Origin of the sequence: Paenibacillus sp. GbtcB18, from assembly GCF_019091125.1 — a bacterium.
GTDB lineage: Bacteria > Bacillota > Bacilli > Paenibacillales > NBRC-103111 > Paenibacillus_F > Paenibacillus_F chitinolyticus.
In genome coordinates, this window is sequence record NZ_JAGXJX010000835.1 from 1 (window position 1) to 237 (window position 237).

Below are 237 nucleotides of genomic sequence, written 5' to 3' on the forward strand. Positions count from 1 at the left end.
CCGTTATCCCTTGTAAACCGCCCTCTTCGGTTTGAATAAGTGTAATGCCAACCATAACATTTTTGGAAGCCTGATGTGAGCCTCTTATTTGTGTTCTCATTTTTTCGGATATGGCCAACCCGGCAGCATCGACAGAAGCTTTATTGATTCGTAATCCTGAAGTAAGTTTTTCCAGACTACTCCAACTCGCTTTAGAATTTTTTTGTAGCGAATTATTTATCCTAAGGGCCGGTATAT

At 40.5% G+C, this 237-nt stretch carries 1 protein-coding gene; it reads right to left on the reverse strand.

From position 1 onward, the window contains the following. A partial coding sequence (locus tag KVT34_RS31095) for a flagellin N-terminal helical domain-containing protein (RefSeq protein ID WP_483311480.1) occupies positions 1-235 on the reverse strand: 235 nt, incomplete at its 3' end. Between the last annotated feature and the right edge of the window lie 2 nt (positions 236-237).